Annotated in this window: 20 protein-coding genes; 7 read left to right on the forward strand and 13 right to left on the reverse strand. The window is 71.2% G+C overall.

Annotated features, from left to right (window positions below; translation table 11 throughout):
- The first annotated feature begins 88 nt into the window (after positions 1–88).
- Entirely contained in the window at positions 89–1,309 is a 1,221-nt protein-coding gene (locus ABZX61_RS22200) for a CBS domain-containing protein (protein ID WP_355197175.1), read from the forward strand.
- Complete coding sequence (locus ABZX61_RS22205; RefSeq protein WP_355197177.1) at positions 1,290–1,757, forward strand: DUF1003 domain-containing protein; 468 nt, start codon at positions 1,290–1,292, stop codon at positions 1,755–1,757. The genes ABZX61_RS22200 and ABZX61_RS22205 overlap by 20 nt, the downstream gene beginning before the upstream one ends.
- Here the strand turns inward: ABZX61_RS22205 and ABZX61_RS22210 are convergent.
- Positions 1,741–2,202 carry a MarR family transcriptional regulator gene (locus ABZX61_RS22210; RefSeq protein WP_355197178.1) on the reverse strand — a complete coding sequence of 154 codons (462 nt, stop codon included), beginning with the start codon at positions 2,200–2,202 and terminating at the stop codon, positions 1,741–1,743. The genes ABZX61_RS22205 and ABZX61_RS22210 overlap by 17 nt on opposite strands.
- Before the next feature lie 160 nt (positions 2,203–2,362).
- Between ABZX61_RS22210 and ABZX61_RS22215 the strand changes: the two genes are divergently transcribed.
- Positions 2,363–3,499 (forward strand): Mrp/NBP35 family ATP-binding protein, encoded by a 1,137-nt coding sequence (locus ABZX61_RS22215; RefSeq protein WP_350725484.1) that lies wholly within the window; start codon positions 2,363–2,365, stop codon positions 3,497–3,499.
- Positions 3,500–4,113: 614 nt separating this feature from the next.
- On the opposite strand, the gene ABZX61_RS22220 is transcribed toward ABZX61_RS22215, so the two are convergent.
- The 4 genes from ABZX61_RS22220 to sigE form a co-directional block, all read right to left on the reverse strand.
- Positions 4,114–4,482: a sec-independent translocase gene (locus ABZX61_RS22220; protein ID WP_350725486.1), complete on the reverse strand. Its 369-nt coding sequence runs from the start codon at positions 4,480–4,482 to the stop codon at positions 4,114–4,116.
- 420 nt (positions 4,483–4,902) lie between these two features.
- Positions 4,903–6,639 carry a trypsin-like peptidase domain-containing protein gene (locus ABZX61_RS22225; RefSeq protein WP_355197180.1) on the reverse strand — a complete coding sequence of 579 codons (1,737 nt, stop codon included), beginning with the start codon at positions 6,637–6,639 and terminating at the stop codon, positions 4,903–4,905.
- Between the two features lie 179 nt (positions 6,640–6,818).
- Positions 6,819–7,343, reverse strand: coding sequence for an anti-sigma factor (locus ABZX61_RS22230; protein ID WP_350725489.1), 525 nt, complete (start codon positions 7,341–7,343; stop codon positions 6,819–6,821).
- Positions 7,343–7,975, reverse strand: coding sequence for an RNA polymerase sigma factor SigE (gene sigE, locus ABZX61_RS22235; protein ID WP_350725491.1), 633 nt, complete (start codon positions 7,973–7,975; stop codon positions 7,343–7,345). The genes ABZX61_RS22230 and sigE overlap by 1 nt, the downstream gene beginning before the upstream one ends.
- Positions 7,976–8,147: 172 nt before the next feature.
- On the opposite strand from sigE, the gene ABZX61_RS22240 reads away from it, so the two are divergent.
- A complete protein-coding gene (locus ABZX61_RS22240) occupies positions 8,148–8,786 on the forward strand; it encodes an O-methyltransferase (RefSeq protein ID WP_350725493.1) in 639 nt (212 codons plus the stop codon).
- Between the two features lie 84 nt (positions 8,787–8,870).
- On the opposite strand, the gene ABZX61_RS22245 is transcribed toward ABZX61_RS22240, so the two are convergent.
- The gene (locus ABZX61_RS22245) at positions 8,871–10,274 is read right to left on the reverse strand and encodes a leucyl aminopeptidase (protein ID WP_355197183.1); all 1,404 of its coding nucleotides are present in this window, start codon (positions 10,272–10,274) and stop codon (positions 8,871–8,873) included.
- Between the two features lie 78 nt (positions 10,275–10,352).
- Positions 10,353–10,520, reverse strand: coding sequence for a DUF3117 domain-containing protein (locus tag ABZX61_RS22250; protein ID WP_020545024.1), 168 nt, complete (start codon positions 10,518–10,520; stop codon positions 10,353–10,355).
- Positions 10,521–10,680: 160 nt separating this feature from the next.
- Here ABZX61_RS22250 and ABZX61_RS22255 point away from each other — a divergent pair, with 160 nt between their 5' ends.
- Genes ABZX61_RS22255 through ABZX61_RS22265 form a run of 3 tightly spaced genes read left to right on the forward strand, consistent with a single transcriptional unit; the run spans position 10,681 to position 14,566 of the window.
- A complete protein-coding gene (locus ABZX61_RS22255) occupies positions 10,681–11,478 on the forward strand; it encodes a PaaX family transcriptional regulator C-terminal domain-containing protein (RefSeq protein WP_355197185.1) in 798 nt (265 codons plus the stop codon).
- The gene (locus tag ABZX61_RS22260) at positions 11,475–12,251 is read left to right on the forward strand and encodes an enoyl-CoA hydratase-related protein (protein WP_355197187.1); all 777 of its coding nucleotides are present in this window, start codon (positions 11,475–11,477) and stop codon (positions 12,249–12,251) included. Before ABZX61_RS22255 ends, ABZX61_RS22260 begins: the two co-directional genes overlap by 4 nt.
- The gene (locus ABZX61_RS22265) at positions 12,248–14,566 is read left to right on the forward strand and encodes a polysaccharide lyase 8 family protein (protein WP_355197189.1); all 2,319 of its coding nucleotides are present in this window, start codon (positions 12,248–12,250) and stop codon (positions 14,564–14,566) included. The genes ABZX61_RS22260 and ABZX61_RS22265 overlap by 4 nt, the downstream gene beginning before the upstream one ends.
- Here the strand turns inward: ABZX61_RS22265 and ABZX61_RS22270 are convergent.
- From ABZX61_RS22270 to ABZX61_RS22295, 6 genes are all read right to left on the reverse strand, one after another.
- Positions 14,526–15,047 carry a DNA-3-methyladenine glycosylase I gene (locus ABZX61_RS22270; RefSeq protein WP_355197823.1) on the reverse strand — a complete coding sequence of 174 codons (522 nt, stop codon included), beginning with the start codon at positions 15,045–15,047 and terminating at the stop codon, positions 14,526–14,528. The two genes, ABZX61_RS22265 and ABZX61_RS22270, sit on opposite strands and share 41 nt — an antisense overlap.
- A gap of 29 nt (positions 15,048–15,076) precedes the next feature.
- On the reverse strand, positions 15,077–15,847 hold the full coding sequence (locus ABZX61_RS22275) for a hypothetical protein (RefSeq protein ID WP_355197191.1): 771 nt from the start codon (positions 15,845–15,847) through the stop codon (positions 15,077–15,079).
- Between the two features lie 82 nt (positions 15,848–15,929).
- Positions 15,930–16,514, reverse strand: coding sequence for a TIGR00730 family Rossman fold protein (locus ABZX61_RS22280; protein ID WP_350725504.1), 585 nt, complete (start codon positions 16,512–16,514; stop codon positions 15,930–15,932).
- 11 nt (positions 16,515–16,525) lie between these two features.
- Positions 16,526–17,323: a TIGR00730 family Rossman fold protein gene (locus tag ABZX61_RS22285; RefSeq protein ID WP_355197193.1), complete on the reverse strand. Its 798-nt coding sequence runs from the start codon at positions 17,321–17,323 to the stop codon at positions 16,526–16,528.
- A gap of 201 nt (positions 17,324–17,524) precedes the next feature.
- A complete protein-coding gene (dapE, locus tag ABZX61_RS22290; RefSeq protein WP_355197195.1) occupies positions 17,525–18,580 on the reverse strand; it encodes a succinyl-diaminopimelate desuccinylase in 1,056 nt (351 codons plus the stop codon).
- Positions 18,580–19,413, reverse strand: a complete 834-nt coding sequence (locus ABZX61_RS22295) for a 2,3,4,5-tetrahydropyridine-2,6-dicarboxylate N-succinyltransferase (protein ID WP_355197197.1) — start codon at positions 19,411–19,413, stop codon at positions 18,580–18,582. The genes dapE and ABZX61_RS22295 overlap by 1 nt, the downstream gene beginning before the upstream one ends.
- Positions 19,414–19,421 lie beyond the last annotated feature (8 nt).

Raw genomic sequence — 19,421 nt, forward strand, 5'->3', positions numbered from 1 at the left:
ACCTCGGAAGTAATCACCGTTAAGCACGTTTGATACTGACATGAGAGGCGTGCGGGGCGCAATGGGGCAGCACTGTTAGCCTGGCCACGTGAAGATCTTCGTGGCCCGGCTGCCGGGCACCCCGGTCTTCGACCCCGCGGGCGACCAGATCGGCCGGGTCAGGGACGTGGTGGTCGGCCTGCGCATCGGCCTCCGGCCCAACGTGCACGGCCTGGTGGTGGAGGTGCAGCCGCGCCGCAGGGTGTTCCTGCCCATCACCCGGGTACGCCGCATCGAGACGGGGGCCGTGGTCTTCACCGGGCGGCTCAACATGCGCAGGTTCGAGCAGCGCGCCACCGAGACGCTGGTGATCGGCGAGATGCTGGACCTGGGCGTCACGCACGAGGGCGAGCCCATGACCGTCTACGACGTGGCCATGGAGGAGATCAAGCCGTCCCACTGGGAGATCACCCAGGTGGCCCTCTACAAGGGCAGGCGGCGCGACCCGCGGATCGTCGAGTGGGAGGAGGTCTCCGGGTTCGACAGGCTGCAGAAGGACCAGGGGGCGGCCGGGCTGATCTCCGCGTTCGAGTCGCTGCGGGCCGCCGACATGGCCAGCGCGCTGCACGAGCTGCCGAGCAAGCGGCGCATCGAGATCGCCCGAGCCCTGAACGACGTGCGGCTCGCCGACGTGCTCGAAGAGCTTCCGCCCGACGACCAGATCTCCATCCTCGGCACGCTGGAGCCCGAGCGGGCGGCCGACGTGCTGGAGGAGATGGGCCCCGACGACGCGGCCGACCTGCTGCACGACCTCCCGGAGGACCAGGCGGCCAAGCTGCTGGCCCTGATGGAGCCCGGGGAGGCCGCCCCCGTGCGGCGCCTGCTGACCTACCCTGAGACCAGCGCGGGCGGCGTGATGACCAGCGAACCGGTCATCCTGCCCCCCACCGCCACGGTGGCCGAGGCGCTGGCCCACATCAGGCAGCAGGACCTCACGCCCGCCGTGGCGGCGCAGGTCTACGTGGCCCGGCCGCCCACCGAGACGCCGACGGGCACGTACCTGGGCGTCTCGCACTTCCAGCGGCTGCTGCGCGAGCCGCCGTCGACGCTGCTGGGCGGCGTGATCGACCCGTCGATCGACCCGATCAGGCCGGACTTCACGCTGCGCGCGGTCACCCGCTACCTGGCCAACTACAACCTCGTCGCCGCCCCGGTCGTGGACGAGCTGGGCCGGCTCGTCGGCGCGGTGACGGTGGACGACGTGCTCGACCACATCCTGCCCGAGGACTGGCGTGAGGGGACCGACGATCATGACGACCGAACGGCTTGACGAGCCCCGGGCTCTGCGCCGCTCGCTGCGGCCGCACTACGACCCGGAGGCGTTCGGCCGCCTGTCGGAGCAGATCGCCCGCTTCCTCGGCACCGCGCGCTTCATCGTCTACATGACCGTGGTCGTCGCGATCTGGGTCATCTGGAACGCGTTCACGCCGCCGAACCTCAAGTTCGACCCGTATCCGTTCATCTTCCTGACGCTGATGCTGTCGTTGCAGGCCAGCTACGCCGCGCCGCTGATCCTGCTGGCCCAGAACCGCCAGGGCGACCGGGACCGCATCCAGTACGAGCAGGACCGCGAGACCGCCGACCGCAACCAGGCCGAGATCGAGTATCTGACCCGCGAGATCGCGGGGCTGCGCCTGGCGCTGAACGAGCTGGCCACGCGCGACTACCTGCGCGCCGAGCTCGGACGCCTCGCCGAGGAGCTCAAGGAGAGTCGCTGAGGTCCAGCTTGGCGACCATCGCCCGGACGCGGGTGATCTCCCCCGCGCCCAGCAGGTCGAGGAACTGGGTCCGGACGCCGCGCAGGTAGGTCGGGGTGGCCTCGGCCAGCCGCTCCGCGCCGGCGTCCGTCAGCACGGCGAACAGCCCGCGGGCGTCGTTCGCGCAGGCCTCCCGCGAGACCAGCCCGTCCCGCTGCAGCCGGTCGATGAGCCTGGTCAGGCCGCTGCGGGAGAGCAGGACACGGCCCGCGAGATCGTTCATGCGCAGCCGCCGCTCCGGCGCCTCGGCCAGTTGCACGAGCACCTCGTACGAGGCCAGCGGCAGGTCGTGGGCGACGAGCAGCTCCGCCTCCAGATGCCGGGTGATGCGCACCTGGGCGCGCTGCATCATCCGCCAGACCGCCAGCTCCTCGGCGGTCAGGCCCTCGTCGCGCAGAAGAGTCACGGAGTAACCTTAGGACGTTGTTGCACAGACATCTAACAGCACGGATTAACTCAGTGAGGCCGCCGGTTCATACCATGGAGGGGCATCCTCACTGGCGTCCTGCGCCTGTCACACATATACCGACAAAGGAGGGACGGCACTCCCTCGTGCCGAGACTTCGATGGCACCTACCCAGGAACAGGTGACGGCGGCTCTCGCCAACGTCATCGACCCCGAGATCCGTCGCCCGATCACGGACCTCGACATGGTCAAGAGCATCGATATCGCTCCCGACGGCGTGGTGCGCGTGGGCATCTTCCTCACCGTGGCGGGCTGTCCGCTGAAGGACACCATCCGCCGCGACGTCACCAACGCCGTCGCCGCGCTCGATGGCGTGGCGGGCGTCCAGATCGAGCTCGATGTCATGAGCACCGAGCAGCGCAAGCAGCTGCAGACCAAGCTGCGGGGCAACCGGGGGCCGGAAAAGGAGATCCCGTTCAACCAGCCGGGCTCGCTGACCCGCGTGTTCGCGGTGGCCAGCGGCAAGGGCGGGGTCGGCAAGTCGTCCGTGACGGTCAACCTGGCCGCCGCGATGGCCTCCAACGGCATGAAGGTCGGCATCGTCGACGCCGACATCTACGGCCACAGCATCCCGCGCATGCTGGGCGCCGCCGAGCGGCCCACCAAGGTCGAAGACATGATCATGCCGCCGGTGGCCCACGACATCAAGGTCATCTCGGTCGGGATGTTCAAGCCGGAGGGCAACACGCCGGTGGTCTGGCGCGGGCCGATGCTCGACCGGGCGCTCCACCAGTTCCTGGCCGACGTCTACTGGGGCGACCTCGACGTCCTCCTCCTCGACCTGCCCCCGGGCACGGGCGACATCGCGATCTCGGTGGCGCAGCGACTGCCCACGGCGGAGATCCTGGTCGTGACGACGCCGCAGATGGCCGCCGCGGAGGTGGCCGAGCGGGCGGGGTCGATCGCCGCGCAGACGCACCAGCAGATCGCCGGCGTCATCGAGAACATGGCCTGGCTGCCGTGCCCCCACTGCGACGAGCGCATCGCCGTGTTCGGGGAGGGCGGCGGCCAGACGGTCGCCGACGCGCTCACCCGCACGCTGGGCGCCCGCGTCCCGCTCCTGGGCCAGGTCCCGATCGACCTCCGGCTCCGCGAGGGCGGCGACGAGGGCAAGCCGCTGGTCCTGACGGATCCCGACGCACCGGCGGCGGCCGAACTCCGCAATATCGCCTCCACCCTCAGCAAGCGCTCCACCAGCCTCAAGGGCCTCCAACTCGGCCTCTCCCCCAACCGCTGATTTCCGGCGCTTGCCTGATTTCCGGCGCCCGTCCTCTGGGCGGGCGCCGTTCTCAGTCCCCCATGGGGTCCGTCACGGCTACGAACGGCGAGCATCCACGCCGTCCTTGAGCTTTGTCCGGCTGCGCGCATCGACCCTTGGGTCCTGTCCGGCTGCACACAGCGGGCAGCGCTCCCGCCGTTTTCAGCGCCCGTCCTTCGGATCCTTTACGGCTGCGACGGCGAACATCATCCGCGCCGCTCTCGGTGCCCGTCCTTCGGGTCCTTTACGGCTGCGCACGGCGAACATCATCCGCGCCGCTCTCGGTGCCCGTCCTTCGGGTCCTTTACGGCTGCGCACGGTGGGCGCCATCCGCCGACTCGGGTGACCGGCCTTCCAGGGGAACGCTCACCGGCTTCCCCGGCGCACCGCCGCAACGAGCAGGCGTGACCGGCTGGGTGGTCAAGAGCGTTGACCAGGCGCGCCCGAGAGGGCGCGGAGGACCCTCAGAGGGCCATATGAGCGCTTGTGGGCGACCCTGCCCCCAGGGGGACGGGTGGCGGGTTGTTTGAGCCCTCGTGCGCCGTCCGGGAGGCCGCGGGCCGTATGGACGGCGAGGAGCCTTCCCTGGCCCGTCAGGTGGCCTCTGAGTCGTAAGGGGGAATCTCCCCGTATCCGAGCTCGTCCACCGGCTCGGGCGAGTACGGAGCCGTCGTGGCGGGCTCCAGCTCCCGAGGCCGGTTGTTGTCGTTCCAGTCGTCCTCGAGGTCGTCGAGCAGGTGCTTGCGGACGAAGTTCCTCGGGTTGAGGTCGGCGGGGTCGAAATTGGCGAACTCCGGGCCCAGCCCGGAACGCAGGTCGTCACGCGCGTTGTTCGCCATCCGGCGCAGGTTGCGTAGCGTCTTGCCTGCCTGAGATGCGGCCTGAGGCAGCTTGTCGGGACCGAAGACGAGCAGCGCGATGACGATCAGCGCTCCGATCTCCATCCACCCGAGTCCGAACACCGTGAGCTCCTACCGCAGTCCAATCACTCCGAGGACAACCCCGGCCTATCCACAGACTAAGGGCTCCCGGGGGTAGGTCGGTCGTCCACCCTCGGTCATATCACCGACATTCCCCGCATGCACCCCTTCGGCCCTGGTCAACGCGTCTACCACCCAGCCAGTCGCACCGCCCGTTACGGCGGCGCGGCCGGGAAGCTGGTGAGCGTCTCCCTGGAGGGCCGGTTACCCACGTCGGCGGGTGGTGCCTGCCGTGCGCAGCCGTAAAAACCCGAAGGACGGACACCAAAGGCGGCGCGGGCCGTCCCCACCGTGCGCGGCCTTCAAAAACCGAAGGACGGAAACCAAAGGCGGCGCGGGTGGTGGGCACCCGCGCCGCTGTGAAGAAACGCACAGGGCCGCCGCCAAGGACGGCCGGGCGGATCAGGACGGCGTCGGGGTGGGCTCGTCGTCGGCGACCACGGTGAGGGTGGCGGTGCGTTCTTGGCCGGCGCGCTGGTACTTGATGGTGATCTTGGCGCCCGGCGCCTTGCTGCGGATCAGGGCGATCAGCTCGTTCCCGTCCTGCAGGGTCAGCCCGTCGATCTCCAGGATGACGTCGCCCGCCTTCAGCCCGGCCTTGTCCGCCGGCCCGTTGACGTCCACCGGCTGGCGGCCGCCGCTGGGAGACGACGCGATCTTCACGCCCTGGCCCTTGTAGTCCTTGTCCAGGACAACGCCGATCCTGGGCCGCTTGGCCTTGCCGGTGGTGATCAGTTCTTCGGCCACGCGCCGCGTCTGGTTGACCGGGATCGCGAAGCCCAGGCCGATGCTGCCGCTCTGGCTGTTCACCGAGCGGCCGAGGGTGGCGATGGCCGAGTTCACGCCGACGACCTCGCCCTTGCCGTTCACCAGCGGGCCGCCCGAGTTGCCCGGGTTGATGGCGGCGTCCGTCTGGATGGCGCTGATGTAGGCGGGCTCCTCCGTGCCGGAGCCCGTCTCGTCGCCCGCGATGACCGGGCGGTTGAGCGAGCTGACGATGCCCGTCGTCACCGTTCCCGTGAGGCCCAGCGGGGAGCCGATCGCGATGACCGGGTCGCCGACCACGACCTGGTCGGAGTTGCCGAGGGTGATCTCCGGCGTCCCGAACGTGTCCTCGGGCTTGATCACGGCCAGGTCCGAGCCGGGGTCGCGGCCCACGATCTTGCCCGGGGTGGTCTTGCGGTTGTTGAACATGATCCGGATCTCGCCGCCCTTGGCGGCCAGCGCGACGACGTGGTTGTTGGTCACCACGTAGCCGTTCTTGATCAGGAAGCCGGACCCGGTCGCGCCCTCGGTGGTGGTGCCGGCCTCGATCGAGACCACGCTGGGCAGCACCCGCGCGGCCACGCCCGCCACCGATCCGGGCTCGCGGTTGGCGGCTCCGCCGGTCGGCAGGGGGCCGAGGCTGTAGCCGGGGTCGTTGCCGCCACTCGGCTTGGTGAGCAGGTAGGTGCCGACGCTGCCGAGCAGCGAGGCCACCAGGGCGATGGCCACGGCGGTCGAGACGAGCAGGACCGTGCTCGGCCCGCGCCTGCCCCCCGAGGAGCCCGCTTCCGCGCCGGGAGGCGGCGGCGCCCAGCCCGCGCCCAGGGGAAGCGCCTGACGGGGCGGTGGCGGCGGAGTGTTGGCGCCGGTGGGACCGGACGGGGAAGGGCCGCCGAACAGCGGGCCCTCGTAGGCACGCGTCCCGTTGTCCGGCGCGCCGCCATATGTCGGACCGCTCCCATAGGACGGACCGCTCCCGTAGGACGGAGCGCTCCCATACGAGGGGCCGCTCCCGTAGGAGGGACCGGTGCTCTCGTAGGAAGGGCTTCCGAACGCGGAGCCGCTGTCGTAGGAGGCGCTGAACGACGGGCCGCTGCCCTCGTGACTGTACGAAGGACTCTCGTAGGAGCTCGGGGAGCCGAACGAGGGACTGGTGAACGTGGGAGCGCCGGAGGTCGGGCCACCGTACGGGGGGACACCCGAAGAGGGGCGACCCGACGGGTCGCCCCAAGAGGTGCCGAACGAGGCGGGCGGCTCAGGCAACCGGCCGGCCTGGTCAGGCGAGTCGTCCGCGGGCAGGAAGTCCGGCCGCCCCTGTGGTTCGGGGTAGTCCGACGGCGTGCGTCCTTCGGTGGGGCGCGTCTCGTCGGTCATCTAAGTCTCACCACTCCTTGGCTCGGCCACCGCAATCCTCGCTTCTGCGGCATACGAGGGTCATAAAGCATTTGTCAGGAATCGCTTGTGACAAATCCCGAACCCAGATCGTATGCCCAGCACGCTGCCAAGTACGCCAAGTCCAAGTCTCCCAGGCATGACCGGAGGTCAACCCCAGGTCAAGGAGTGGCGGTGGAGGGCGCGCCCGCCGGCGAGGTGCGCGGCTGCTGGAACAGCTCCACCGGCGGTGCCGGGTTGTTCTGTCCGACGCCGGTGGCCGCGAAGAAGGTGCCGAGCGCGACGGCCGCGGAGACCACCCCTACGGCCACGTACGTCGAACGCCGCCTACCGCCGCGACCAGGGCCCGAGGCCCCACCAGTGGCGTCCCTCCGCGGGCGGTTGTCCAGCGGAGCGATGGTGTGCGGCCCAGGGATGGGCACCCCGCCGAAGGTGCGGGACGGAAAAGGGCGCTCCCTCGGCGGCAGCGGGCCGCCCGGCTCCGCCATCCGGAGCAGGGACATCGTCAGATCGGCCGGCATCGCCGGCCCCTCCAGGGAGCGCAGGCGCGACTTCAGCGCCCGCACCGACTCGACCTCTTGCCGACAGTCGGCACAGAAGGTCAGATGAGCCAGCGCGCGCTCGCGCTCGGTGTGGTTGAGTTCGCCGTCCACGAGCGCGGACACGCGTTCTCCAAGATGAGCCATCAGAATTCCTCCCCACGGATCACGGTCGGGGGGAGTTGAGAATTACGGGGGGCTCGATGATCGAGCGCCTCCCGCAACTGCGCCCGGCCACGGTGAATACGGCTTCGGACCGTACCCAGCTTGACGCCGAGCGTGGCCGCGATCTCCTCGTAAGAAAGGCCCTCGATGTCACACAGCACGATCGCGGCCCGGAACTCGGGGGCGAGCGCGTCGAGGGCGGCCTGGATGTCGGGCTCCAGGTGGGCGTCGTCGAACGCCTGCGCCGGGGACGGCTCACGGCCACGCAGCCGCTCGGCGGCGTCGTCGGCCAGCCCCTCGAACCTGATGCGTTGCTTGCGCCGCGCCATGTCGAGGAACAGGTTCGTCGTGATCCGGTGCAGCCACCCCTCGAACGTGCCCGGGGTGTAGCTCGACAGCGACCTGAAGACGCGGACGAAGACCTCCTGGGTGAGGTCTTCCGCGTCGTGGACATTGCCGGTCAGCCGGTATGCCAGCCGATACACGCGTGCGGAGTGAGTCCGCACCACTTCCTCCCATGTGGGAGGTGTCCAATCAGACGACACGGGAGCATCCGCCTGGTGGTCGCTTTCGTCCACCAGAACTCCTCTCTTTGGGACCACCGCTACCGCCATAGTGCCTGGTTTCGTCCCTTCGTGCGCACTGCCTGCCTTCCGGACCGGCAAAGCCCGTTTAAACCTGCAACGCCTTAGGTCCCTCCTGAGTTCCCGTCCTGGCGTGTCTCCCCTAGGCTGCGATCGGTGCCAATCACGTGGACCAATCGCACGAAAGCGGGGGAGGCGGCCGATGACCAACCCGGTGGAGGCCACTCTGGCCTATGCGGAGCAGTTCCATCAGGAAGATGAGCTCCTGCATACGGCGCGACAGCGCGGGCTGGAGATGGGGGCCACACCCATCCTTCCCGGCGGCGGGGCGGCACTGTGCTTCCTCGCCACCGCCGTCAACGCCAAATCCGTCGTCGAGATCGGCACGGGCTGCGGCGTCTCGGGGCTGTGGCTGCTGCGCGGCATGCGTACGGACGGGACGCTCACGAGCGTGGACGTCGAGCCCGAGCACCAGCGGCTGGCCAGACAGGCGTTCGCGGAGGCGGGCTTCTCCGGCGGGCGGGTGCGGCTCATCTCGGGCCGGGCGCTCGACGTGCTGCCGCGGCTGTCGGACGGCGGCTACGACATGGTGTTCGCCGACGGCGCGAGGCAGGAGTACGCCGACTACCTCGCCGAGGCGGTCCGCCTGCTGCGCGTGGGCGGCATCGTGGCCTTCGGCAACATGCTGTGGCACAACCGGGTGGCCGACCCCGCGCAACGCGACACCGACACGGTGGCGCTGCGCGAGGTGGGCAAGCTGGTGCAGTCGGACGACCGCCTGCGCTCGGTGCTCATGCCGCTGGGCGACGGCCTGCTGGCCGCCATCAAGATCGCCGACTAGCCGCAGGCGAGCCACTCGGGCGGAGCGCCGCCTGCGCGAGCCGGCCGGCCCCGGTGGGCCGCCCAGCCGCGAGCGAGGCGGCTGCTAGGCGCGGGTGAGCCACTCCAGCAGGAGGCGGACGCCGAACCCCGTGGCGCCCTTGGTCAGGGTGCCCTCGTCCACCGTGCTGCGCCCGACGCCGGCGATGTCGAGGTGCGCCCACGGCCGCCGCCCCGCGAACTCCCGCAGGAACAGCGCCGCCGTGATCGACCCGGCCCCGAACCTGGACCCGGCCTCGACGTTGGCCAGGTCGGCGATCGACGACTCCAGCGCGGGCGTGTAGTCCTCGATCAGCGGCATCCGCCACAGCCGGTCGTCGCTCACCTGCCCGGCGTCCAGGAGCCGCTTGGCCAGCGCGTCGTCGGAGGCGTAGACGGCGCCGACGTTGCGGCCGAGCGCCACCGTGATCGCCCCGGTGAGGGTGGCGATGTCCACGACCTCGTCGGGGTCGAGGACGGCGTCGGCGTAGGCGAGGGCGTCGGCCAGCACCAGCCGGCCCTCGGCGTCGGTGTTGAGCACCTCGACCGTGCGCCCGCCGTAATGCTTGATCACGTCGCTGGGCCGCTGCGCCGTGCCCGAGGGCATGTTCTCGGCGGAGGCGATCAGCCCGGTGACCCGTACGGGAGCGCCCAGCTCGGCCAGCGCGCCGAGCACGGCGATCACCACCGCGCCGCCCGCCATGTCGGTCTTCTGGGTCTTCATGTTCTCGTTGGGCTTGAGCGACAGCCCGCCCGAGTCGAACGTGATCCCCTTGCCCACCAGCACCACGTGCCGGTCGGTGGGCTCGGCGGGGGTGTAGGAGAGCTGGATGAGGCGGGGCGGGCTGGCCGAGCCCCTGCCGACCGCGAGGATGCCGCCGAACCCGTCGGCCTGCAGCTGCTCCTCGTCCCAGATCCGCGCGGGCACCCCGACCTCGGCGGCCCGCTCGGCCAGCCACGCGGGGTTCTTGACGGAGGAAGGCGTGTTGGCCAGGTCGCGGGCGAGCGCCACCGCCTGCGCCACGACCTGAGCGCGCCGCACCTGCGCCGCGTCCGCGCCCGCGAGGGCCAGCGCCCGCACCGGCTTCTTGCCCCCGTTGCCGATCCTGAACGAGTACGCCGCGAGCAGCGCCGCCTCGGCGAACGCCGCCACGTCGCCGTCGGGCGCGACCACGGTCAGCGTGTCCCTGCCCCTGGCTCTGCGGGCGAGCGCGGCGCCGGCCTTGCGCAGGGCACGCGGCGAGCCGTCGCCCACTCCGTAGAGCAGGACGCGGCCGACACCGCCGCCCCTGGCCACAGGAACCTCGACGATCTCCCCCGCCTCCCCCTTGGCCTCGTAGTGGGCCAGCAGGTCGGACACCGGCAGGTGCAGCTCGACCTCGGGGCTGAGGGTGGAGTCAAAGGGAACGGCCAGCAGCTCGGCTCCGTCGGGAACCTGGGCGACCACTGACGCAGTGGTCTCGATGGGCACGGATTCTCTCCTCGAACGTCAGCGACCCTGGCGCCGGATTACGCCAGGGTCGTGGAAAAGGTGGTCTTTCGGGAGCTCTCAGCCGACGACGTTCTTCAACGCCTCGCCGAGCGCCTTCGCCTCGTCGGCGGAAATCTCCACGACGAGCCGGCCGCCACCCTCCAGGGGGACCCGCATGACAATGCCGCGCCCTTCCTTGGTGACCTCGAGCGGACCATCGCCGGTCCGCGGCTTCATCGCCGCCATGCGTGCATCCCTTCCTGCCTTGGGCTCCCGCGGCCCGCGATTTCCGACCGCCCGTGAGGGGTGGTCGGCGCATTCACGTCTTCTGTGATGTCCTATTCTCCCGCATCGAGAGCGCTCATGGGTAACGATCTCCTCCCAGAATGCGTTGTCGAGCCGTGCGATGGCGTCCAAACTGGACTTCGTGCACGCTCGCGCCGCTCTGTTCGATCTCTATGGAGACCACCTGCGCTCGCGCGGTGGACAGGCGTCCGTCGCCTCGCTCGTAAGGCTCATGAAACCCCTGGAAATAGCCCCTCCCGCCGTCCGCACCGCTGTGTCACGAATGGTGCGCCAAGGGTGGCTGCGGCCGGTGAAACTGCCGCAGGGAGCCGGCTACGGGCTGACCCCGAAATGCGGCCGGCGCCTGGACGAGGCCGCGCTCAGAATTTACCGAGCCGGGACGCTGACCTGGCACGGCCGGTGGCACGTGATCGTCTTCGCGCCGGTGAAGGAGCGGCCGCGCAGGGAGCGGCTCAGGGCCGACCTGGCCTTCCTCGGGTACGCGTCCTTGTCCGAGACGACGTGGATCGGTCCACGATCCTCGATCGAGCTGGACAACCTGCTCGACGGCGAGGGGGTGCGGGCCGACAGGTTCGACTCGGCGCTGGAGGGCGACCCGCGGGAGCTGGTGGCCAGGGCGTGGGATCTGACCGCCATCGGCGAGGCGTACGAGCACTGGCTCGCCGAGGCTGTCACGCTGATCAGCACGCTGCCCGAGAGAGCACCGGCGGACCAGGTGTTCGCCACCAGGAGCAGGCTCGTGCACGGCTGGCGCAACTTCCTGTTCCGCGACCCGGGCCTGCCGCCGGAGCTGCTGCCCGCGGGCTGGCCGGGCGAGAAGGCCAGGGCGTACTTCGAGCAGGAGGCCGCCCGGCTGCTGCCCGCGGCCGCCGCGTTCGTCGAGAGGGAGTTACTTTGATCCGCTATGACGTGGCCGACACGGTCGCCACCATCACGCTCGACCGCCCCGACGCCATGAACTCGCTGACCGCCGAGACGAAAGACGCGCTCCTCGACGCGCTGCGCCGCGCGGCGGGCGACGCCGCGATCAGGGCCGTGCTGCTGACCGGCTCGGGCCGGGCCTTCTGCGCGGGCCAGGATCTGCGCGAGCACGCCGACAACCTGGAGGCGGGCCGCGGCCTGGCCGACACGGTCCGCGTCCACTACAACCCGATCGTGGAGCTGATCACCACCATGGCCAAGCCGGTGGTGGCCGCGGTCAACGGCGTCGCCGCGGGCGCGGGCGCGTCCCTGGCCTTCGCCTGCGACCTGCGGGTTGCCTCGGAGAAGGCGAAGTTCGCGCTGGCGTTCGCCGGCGTCGGCCTGGCGCCCGACTCGGGCGCCTCCTGGACGCTGCAGCGCCTGGTCGGCCGGGGCCGCGCGGCCGAGCTGCTGCTGCTCGGCGAGCCGCTCGACGCGGCCCGCGCGCTGGAGCTGGGCCTGGTCACGCGCGTGGTGCCCGCCGACGACGTCCTGAAGACCGCCCACGAGCTGGCCGTACGCCTCGCGCACGGCCCGACCCTCGCCTACGCCGCCACCAAGCGGGCGCTGGCCTACGCCGCGACCCACTCGCTGCCCGACTCGCTCGCCATGGAGGCCGACCTCCAGGACGAATGCGCCGCCACCCTGGATCACCTGAACGCCACCCGCGCCTTCCTCGCCAAGGAACGCCCGACGTTCCGCGCCGAGTGACGTCCGCACCGGACCCGGCCGCACCGAACCCGGCCACGCAGGAGGCGGCCGCGCAGGAGACGGCCGCGCAGGAGGCCGCCGCCGGAGGCGTGCCCGCGTTCGACGTTCTCCGCGCGGGCGCGCTCGGCCTGCTCACCGGCGGCGGGATCGACGTCTCCGATCCGGTCTACGCCGGGCCGCTGGCCAGGCTGAGCGGGGCCGCCGGCGGCCTGCTGGCCTCGATGGCGCCCGGAACGCTGTGGCCGGACCTGCCGCCGGCCGGCGGCCCCGGCAACGTCACGGGCGGCTACGGCCGCCTTCGGCGCATCGCCACGGCCTGGGCCACGCCCGGCACCGCGCAGCACGGCGACGACGCCGTCGCGGCCCGGGTGGTGGACGCGCTCGACGTGCTCCACGAGCACCACTACAACGAGCGGCTCCCCGAGACGGGCAACTGGTGGTTCTGGGAGATCGGCACGCCCGCCCACCTGAGCCGGTTGTGCGTGCTGCTCGGCGACCGGCTCGACGGCGCCAGGCTCGACGCCTACCTGACGGCCGTGGACCGGTTCTGCCCGGATGCCGACCGAAGGGCCGGCAACCCGCAGGCGGGCGAGAGCGGCGCCAACCGGGCCGACAAGGCCTCCATCATCGCCTTCCGCGGCATCGCGGGACGCAGCGCGGACAAGCTGGCGCTGGCCCGCGACGGCCTGTCGGACGTGCGCGACGGCGGGCTCAGGAGCGTCTTCCGCCACGTCGGGTCCGGCGACGGCTTCTACCGCGACGGGTCGTTCATCCAGCACGAGTGCGTCGCGTACACCGGCTCCTACGGCCTGTCGCTGATCATCGCCGTCGCCGAGGCGCTCGCGCTCCTGGACGGTTCGCCGTGGCAGGTCCGCGATCCGGGCCTGCCCGTGGTCCTGGACGCGGTCGAGCGGTCGTACGCGCCGTTCGTCCATGACGGGCTGCTGATGGACACGGTCAGGGGGCGGGCGGCCACGCGGCAGGCGTTCTCCGACGCCGTGGCCGGCCATGGCCTGATCGGCGCCGTCCTGCTGCTGGCCCAGAGCGCGCCGGAGCCGTACGCCGGCCGCTTCCGGGAGCTGGCCAAGGGGTGGATCGAGCGTGGCAAGGCCCGCCCCTACCTGGAGCACGCGGACGTGCCGGATACCCGGCGGGCGGTCGCGGTGCTGCGCGACGTGAACGTCGAGGCCGCTCCCGGGCCCGTCGGGCACTTCGTGTTCCCCTCGATGGACCGGATCGTGCACCGGCGGCCCACCTGGTCGTTCGCGCTCAGCCTCTCGTCGCGCCGGATCGCCGCGTACGAGGCGATCAACGGCGAGAACCTGCACGGCTGGTACACCGGCGACGGCATGACCTACCTCTACACGAGCGACCTGGGCCAGTTCGGCGAGGGCTTCTGGCCGACGGTGGACCCGTACCGGCTGCCCGGGACCACCGTCGACGACCGCGAGCGCGCGAACCTCTCCTTCCGCGCCCACTGCCCGCCCGGCGCGTGGGCCGGCGGCGCGGTGCTCGACGGCCGGTACGGGGCCGCCGTCATGGAGCTGACGAGCGAGGGCGCGAGCCTGCGGGCGCGCAAGTCGTGGTTCTTCCTCGACGCGGCCGTGGTGGCGCTCGGCAGCGGCATCACCGGCTCGGACGGGCGCGGGGTCGTGACCGTGGTGGAGAACCGGGCCACGGACGCGCGGCCGCACGTCGGCGACGGCTGGGCGCACCTGCCCGGAGTCGCGGGCTACGTGCTGGACGGCGCTCAGTGCGCCGTGGAGACGCGTACGGGCAGGTGGCGCGACATCAACGCGGGCGACGACACCGGCGGCGCGGTCGAGCCCGTCACGCGGCGTTACGCGAGCCTCTGGATCGACCACGGCATCGACCCCGTGAACGCCTCCTACGCGTACACGGTGCTGCCGGGCGCGGCGCGCGAGCAGACCCGCAGGTACCGCGGGCGGCGTCCCGTGCGGGTGGCCGCCAACACCGCCGAGCTGCAGGCCGTGCGGGCGCGGGGGCTGCTCGCGGCCGTGTTCTGGACGGCCGGAACCGTCGGGGAGATCGCGGTGGACGCGCCGTGCGTGGTGATCGTGCGGCGCGCCGGCGGGCGGGTGGCCGTGGCGGTGGCCGACCCGAGCCGGACGGTGGACGTCGTGACGATCACGTTCGACCACCCGCTGGGCGGGCTCATCAGGGCCGACGACACCGTCACGGCGCGGGCCGGGGAGAGGACCGCCGTGACCGTCGAGCTCGGCGGGTCACTCGGCGCGACCCACACCTTCGAGCTCAGCGCGAACGGGCCACGCAGCCCTCGATGTGATCGTTGACCAGGCCGATGGCCTGCATCAACGCGTAGGCCGTGGTCGGGCCGACGAACCTGAAGCCGTGCTTCTTCAGCTCCTTGGCCAGCGCCTTGGAGCCGGTCGTGGTGGCGGGCACGTCGGCCATGCTCTTCGGCACGGGGGCCTCCGGGTCGGCGTAGCGCCACACCAGGTCCGACAGGCCCTCGGAAAGGTCCATGGCGGCCCTGGCGTTGCCGACCACGGCCTCGATCTTGGCCCGGTTGCGCACGATGCCCTCGTCGCCGAGCAGGCGCTCCACGTCCTGCTCGGTGTACGCGGCCACCTTGGCGATCGAGAACCGGTCGAAGGCCGCGCGGAAGTTCTCCCGCTTGCGCAGGATCGTCAGCCACGACAGGCCCGACTGGAACGCCTCCAGGGCCACGCGCTCGAAGACCGCGTCGTCACCCGTGAGCGGGCGGCCCCACTCGTCGTCGTGGTAGGCGATGTAGGCCGCGTTGCCCGCCATGCCCGTCCAGGAGCACCGGATCAGCTCCGTCACGGGCGTCCGTCCCCGTCCTTGGCCAGTGGCGCGGCCTGCGTGGTCTCAGCGCCGTCCGTGGACTCGTCCACCGGCTCGGAGACCACGTCATCCTCGACGGTCTCGACGAGCTTCTCGTCCGGCTTCTCGTCGGCGGAGGGCTCGACAACGGCGGCGGCCTCCTCGGCCGCCGCGGTCTCGGCCGCCGCGGTCTCGGCCGCCGCGGTCTCGCCGTCGGGAGACTCCGCCTGGGCCTGCTCGTCCGGAGCGGCCTCCGAGGCCGGCTCGCCGTCGCCCGGCGGGATCCGCCACTCCGGGTCCTCCGGCGCCCGCCGCAGGTCCGGCGTGCCGTCCCAGGACACCGTGGCGCCGCTCACCTCCACGGGATCGCCGGACTCCGGCAGCTCGCGCGCCACCGCCGGGGCTTCTGGGGCGTGGTCGGTACGCAGCCCCGCCCCGGGCGCGGCGTAGATCTCCTGGCGCGCGTGCAACCGGCTCGACAGCAGCTCGGAGACCCGCTGCTCCAGCACCGCGATCCGCGTGTCACGCGCGCTGATCGCGTTGGCGGCCCTGCGCAGGGTCTCGTCGACGCTCGCCGTGTGATAGCCGACCAGATTGACCGGAAGTTGGAGCGCCATGAAGTCGACCGCCGTCAACTGTCCGGGCTCGGGCAGGTCGAGAGGCGGCACATCCGGCGGGAACTCGGTCAGCTCACCGCCCCTACCGAGGGAGACCAAGACCACACACGCCAAGATGGCGATGGCGGCGATGGCGAGAATGACCAGCACATTGGCATCGTACTCACACCATCGGGGCATGAGGTCCCGCACTTGCCGCAGTCCGTGCGTCTCCGGGCGGTGAGCGCGCCGGTCAGCCGACCGCCTCGCCGAGTTCGGCGACGCTGGGCCGGACCGGTTGCGGACGCGCCTCCAGGTGGGCGAACGCCTCCTCCACCGTGGAGGTCCACGAGATCGCGTCGAAGACGTCGGGCCGGGTGAAGCCCTCGTCGTACAGGTGGTTCATCAGCTGCTTGAGCGGGTCGTACAGACCCCAGGGGTCGAGGATCACCAGGGGCCGGTCGTGGATGCCGAGCACCCGCGCGGTCCAGATCTCGAAGAGCTCCTCCAGCGTGCCGATGCCGCCGGGCAGCACGAGGAACGCGTCGGAGCGGGCGTCCATGATCCCCTTGCGCTCGCGCATGTCGGTGGTGACGATCAGCTCGTCCGACTCCTCGTCCGCCACCTCGACGTCCACCAGTACCTGCGGGATCACGCCGATCGTGCGGCCGCCGCCCGCCCGGACGGCCGAGCCGACCGCGCCCATGCAGGAGACCGTGGCGCCGCCGCTCACCAGGGTGTGACCCCGCTTGGCGAGCTCGGCGCCCACGTGTCCGGCCAGATCGATGTACTTCTTGTCGATGTTCAGGCTGGAGGCGCAGTAGACGCAGATATTCACATCCAGGAAGCCTACTGGGGCTCGGCGTACTGGACCGCGGCGGCTTCCAGCTCCTCTTCGCGCTGCCTGGAGCGGGCCAGGTCGGCGTCCACGATGATGCGCACGGCCTCGTCCACGTCGTCGGTGAGGGTGATCAGGTCGAGGTCCTGGGCGGCGATCTTGCCGGTGCCGAGCAGGGTGCTCTTGATCCAGTCGAGCAGCCCGCCCCAGAACTCCGAGCCCATCAGGACCACGGGGAAGGAGGTGACCTTGTGGGTCTGCACCAGCGTCAGCGCCTCGAACAGCTCGTCCAGCGTGCCGAAGCCGCCGGGCAGGGCGATGAAGCCGCACGAGTACTTGACGAACATCGTCTTGCGCACGAAGAAGTAGCGGAACTCGATGCCGAGGTCGACATAGTCGTTCATGCTCTGCTCGAACGGGAGCTCGATGCCGAGCCCGACCGACATCGCGCCGTCCACCTCGCTCGCGCCCCGGTTGGCCGCCTCCATGACGCCCGGGCCGCCGCCCGTGATCACCGCGTAGCCCGCCTCGGCCAGCGCCTGGCCGAGCGCGCGGCCCTGCCGGTAGTCGGGCGCCCCGTCCGCGGTGCGCGCCGAGCCGAAGACCGTGACCGCCGGCGGCAGCTCGGCGAGCTGGCCGAACCCCTCCACGAACTCGGCCTGGATCCGCAGCACCCGCCACGGGTCCATGTGGACCCAGTCGGAGGACCCCTGGCGGGCGAGCAGGCGCTGGTCGTGCGTGGAGCTGGGCACCAGGCGGCCGCGTACGACCGCCTGGCCCTGACGGCGTTCAGGACGTGACTGTTCCATGCTGGTCACGCTAGCCCTCTTCGGGCGAGATGGGCGTCCTGAGCACGAACACCGCAGGTCAGGCCGGTGAACCCAGTCTCTAAAAAATCTTGGAAAAACCAGGGAACCGGATTTCGACCCCCCTGCGTCTAACTGCACGAGGGTGCTGCTCGGGACTGAAAGTGGTCTTCCCCGCCAAATGGCCGGCGAGGAAGGCCACTTTCATTTTGTGAGCCAGTTGAGCATGGCCCGCTCGCTCTCGACGATCTTCGACAGCGACACGTACTCGCCCTGCTGGTGCGCCAGGTTCGGATCCCCGGGACCGTAGTTCACGGCGGGCACCCCCAGCGCGGAGAAGCGGGCGACGTCCGTCCAGCCCAGCTTGGCGCGCGGCGTGCCGCCGACCGCCTCGGTGAAGGCCGCCGCCACCGGGTGCGTCAGCCCCGGCCTGGCCCCGGGCGCGGCGTCGACGAAGCTCACCTCGAACCCGTCGAAGACCTCGCGTACGTGCTCCTGCGCCTGCTCGATCGTCAGATCGGGAGCGAACCGGTAGTTGACGGACACCACGCACAGGTCGGGGATGACGTTGCCCGCGACCCCGCCCCGGACGCCGACCGCGTTCAGGCCCTCGTGGTATTCGAGGCCGTCGACCACCGGCAGCCGCGCCTCGTACGCGTTCAGCCTGGCCAGGACCGGCTCGATCCCGTGAATGGCGTTGACCCCGAACCACGACCTGGCGCTGTGGGCCCGCTTGCCCCTGACGGTGACCTCGGCGCGCAGCGTGCCCTGGCAGCCGCCCTCGATCGTCCCGTCGGTCGGCTCCATGAGCACCGCGAAGTCGGCCGCCAGCCAGTCGGGGTGGTCCCTGGCCACGCGGTTGAGGCCGTTGCGCTCGGCCTCGACCTCCTCGCAGTCGTAGAAGACGTACGTGACGTCCTGGTTGGGAGCGGGGACGGTGGCCGCCAGCTTGAGCGCGACCGCCACGCCGGCCTTCATGTCGGACGTGCCGCACCCGTAGAGGAGGTCGCCCTCCACCCGGCTGGGCAGGTTGCCGGCGATGGGGACGGTGTCGAGGTGCCCGGCGATCAGCACCCGCTCGGACCGGCCCAGCTCGGTGCGGGCCACGACCGTCTCGCCCGACCTGTCGACCTTCAGGTGCGGCAGCGCGGACAGCGCCCGCTCGACCGCGTCGGCCAGCGCCCGCTCGTCGCCGCTCACCGACTCGATGTCCACGATCGCCGCGGTCAGCGCGCGTACGTCCTGCGTGAGATCAAGCATCAGGTGTTCACTCCGTGTTCGCGCAGCACGTCGTTGAGCGCCGCCTTGTCGTGTCGCTGCCCCGGCTCCAGGCGCTTGAGCACCAGCACGCACGGCAGGCCGAACGTGCCGCCGGGGAACTCCTTCTGCCGGGTGCCGCCGACGGCCACGCACCACGCGGGGACGTGGCCGCGGGCCAGCTCCTCGCCGGTCTGCACGTCGATCACCGGGATCGAGCCGGACAGGATCGTCCCGGCGCCGACGACCGCGCCCTCGCCGACCCGGGCGCCCTCGACGATCATCGAGCGGCTGCCGATCAGCGCGCCGTCCCCGACGACGACCGGCACGGCGTTGGGCGGCTCCAGCACGCCGCCGATGCCCGCCCCGCCCGACAGGTGGACGTTCTTCCCGATCTGCGCGCACGAGCCGACGGTGGCCCAGGTGTCCACCATGGTCCCCTCGTCCACGTACGCGCCGATGTTCGTGAACGACGGCATCAGCACCACCCCGGGCGCCAGGTACGAGCCCCAGCGGGCGATCGCGCCGGGCACCACGCGCACGCCGTCGAGCGAGCTCTTGAGCGGGACCCGGTCGTGGTGCTGGAAGTCGCCCACCTGCGAGCGCGCCATGCCGAGCACCTTGAAGCTGAGCAGGATGGCCCGTTTGGCGCGTTCGTCCACGACCACCTCGCCACCCTCCAGGCGCGCGGCCCTGGCCTCGCCCCTGTCGAGCAGGTCGACGGCGCCGACGATCAGCCGGCGCGCCTCGGCGTCGGCCGGCGACAGCTCCGCCCGGCGGTCCCACAACTCGTCCACCACCGGGGAAATCGGTGAGGTGGTGCTCACGTCACTCATGGCCACGG

It is taken from the genome of Nonomuraea sp. NPDC003709 (genome assembly GCF_040610775.1).
Taxonomy (GTDB): domain Bacteria; phylum Actinomycetota; class Actinomycetes; order Streptosporangiales; family Streptosporangiaceae; genus Nonomuraea; species Nonomuraea angiospora_A.